Source organism: Mesorhizobium sp. M2A.F.Ca.ET.037.01.1.1 (genome assembly GCF_003998075.1).
Lineage (GTDB): Bacteria > Pseudomonadota > Alphaproteobacteria > Rhizobiales > Rhizobiaceae > Mesorhizobium.
Window position 1 is genome coordinate 1 of record NZ_RZSA01001077.1, and the last position, 2,079, is coordinate 2,079.

A 2,079-nucleotide genomic window follows, 5' to 3' on the forward strand; every position below is an offset into this window, starting at 1 on the left:
CGCTGGAGACGGTGCGCGCCACCATGGGGTCGATCTTCGCCGTGCCGGTCGCGAGAGCAACCGAGCAGGCTTTCCTCGCCTGGCGGCGCGATTTTTCGGGGCTGGTCGTCGGAACGCACCTCAAGGGCGCGGTCGACTATCGGTCCGTCGATTTTTCCAGAGGGCCGGTTCTGTTGCTGATGGGCAACGAGCAGCAGGGGCTGCCCGACAGCCTCGCCGAGAGCTGCGACCGGCTGCTCCGGATCCCCCAGGCCGGCCGCGCCGATTCCCTCAATCTGGCGGTCGCCACCGGCGTGATGCTGTTCGAGATAAGGCGTGGCGCCTTGAAGCTCGACACGATCGAGACGCGATGAGGACTAATAAGTGAAATCCTGGTCCCCTTATGCCCTGCTGGTCGGGATCGCCATTGCGCTCGACCAGTGGATCAAGCAGCTGGTCGAGAACGGTCTCGCCTTTCAAGAAAAGGTCGATCTCCTGCCCTTCCTGGCGCTGTTCCGCACCTACAACACCGGCATCGCCTTCTCGATGTTCCAGTCCTTCGGCGATACCGGCCTGGTGGTGATCGCGGTGCTGGTCGTCGCCTTCGTGCTCTATCTCGCCACGCGCACCCCGGCCGGCCATGTCGTCGCCCGCATCGGCTTTGCGCTCATCATCGGCGGCGCGCTCGGCAACCTCATCGATCGCGCTATTTTCGGCCACGTCATCGACTACATCCTGTTCCACACGCCCGTCTGGTCCTTCGCTGTGTTCAATCTCGCCGACGCCTTCATTTCGGTCGGTGCGGCGCTCGTGGTCTTCGACGAGCTGATCGGCTGGGCCCGCGAAGCCAAACCGCAGGACCCCGGCAATTGACCTCACGCGGTTGAAGCCGCAGAGTTCTCACCAGCCAGAACCGAGGAGAAAACCGTGTCCGACACCTTCAAAGCCATCCTCGTTTCGCGCGATGCCGAAAAGAAGCAGTCGGTCGAGGTCGTCGACCTCACCGAGGCCGACCTGATGGAGGGCGATGTCACCGTCGCAGTCGAGGCGACGACGGTCAACTACAAGGACGGGCTCGCCATCACCGGCAAGGCGCCGGTCGTGCGCCGCTGGCCGCTGGTTCCGGGCATCGATTTCGCCGGCACCGTGATCGACTCTTCCCATGCCGATTGGCGCAAGGGCGACAAGGTAATCTTGAACGGCTGGGGCGTCGGCGAGACGCATTACGGCGCCTATGCCGGCCGGGCCCGCGTCAAGGGCGACTGGCTGGTGCCGCTGCCCGAGGGCATGAGCGCGCACGATGCGATGGCCGTCGGCACGGCTGGCTACACGGCCATGCTCTCCGTCATGGCGCTGGAGCGTCACGGCATCGTGCCGGATCGCGGTCCGGTGGTGGTGACGGGCGCGGCCGGCGGCGTCGGCTCGGTCGCCATCTCGATCCTCTCCAGCCTGGGCTACCACGTCATCGCCTCGACCGGCCGCAACGCCGAGAGCCCCTATCTGATCGACCTCGGCGCGGCCGAGGTGATCTCGCGCGAGGAGCTCAGCCAGCCGGCGAAGCCGCTCGCCAAGGAACGCTGGGCAGGTGGCGTCGATTCGGTCGGCAGCCATACCTTGGCCAATGTCCTGTCGATGACCTCCTACGGTGGCGCAATCGCCGCCTGCGGCCTGGCCGGCGGCATGGACCTGCCGGGAAGCGTCGCGCCCTTCATCCTGCGCGGCGTCTCGCTGCTGGGCATCGATTCTGTGATGGCGCCGAAGCCGGTACGCCTCGAGGCATGGCGACGCATCGGCGCCGACCTTGACTTGAAGAAGCTGTCGACATTGTCGCGCACCATCGGTTTCGACGGCATTGTCGCCGCCGCACGCGACATCGTCGAAGGCAAGATCAGGGGCCGCGTCGTCGTCGACATGTAGCCGGAGGTCGCGGTTCCGCCTGCGCCCGCAGCGCGGCCGGAATCCGCCCGATCGCTAAAATTCGAACGATCCGCCCCAATCTTCCATAATTTCTGTCTGGCATGGTTCCGCGCATGGTCGCGGACTCCCACATCAGGCAGGACAGCAAAGCCGCGGGCGCTGACAGGCCCGACGCGCCGAAGC

3 protein-coding genes are annotated in these 2,079 nt (G+C 65.8%); all 3 read left to right on the plus strand.

Translation table 11 applies throughout. From position 1 onward, the window contains the following. Nucleotides 1-353, plus strand: a 353-nt coding sequence (locus EOA27_RS33550) for an RNA methyltransferase (RefSeq protein ID WP_145970727.1), incomplete at its 5' end; no start/stop codon positions are given. Between the two features lie 10 nt (nt 354-363). Beyond that, a complete protein-coding gene (gene lspA / locus EOA27_RS33555) occupies nt 364-852 on the plus strand; it encodes a signal peptidase II (RefSeq protein WP_126081183.1) in 489 nt (162 codons plus the stop codon). A 54-nt stretch (nt 853-906) separates the two neighbouring features. Beyond that, complete coding sequence (locus EOA27_RS33560; RefSeq protein ID WP_126081182.1) at nt 907-1,896, plus strand: MDR family oxidoreductase; 990 nt, start codon at nt 907-909, stop codon at nt 1,894-1,896. Nucleotides 1,897-2,079 lie beyond the last annotated feature (183 nt).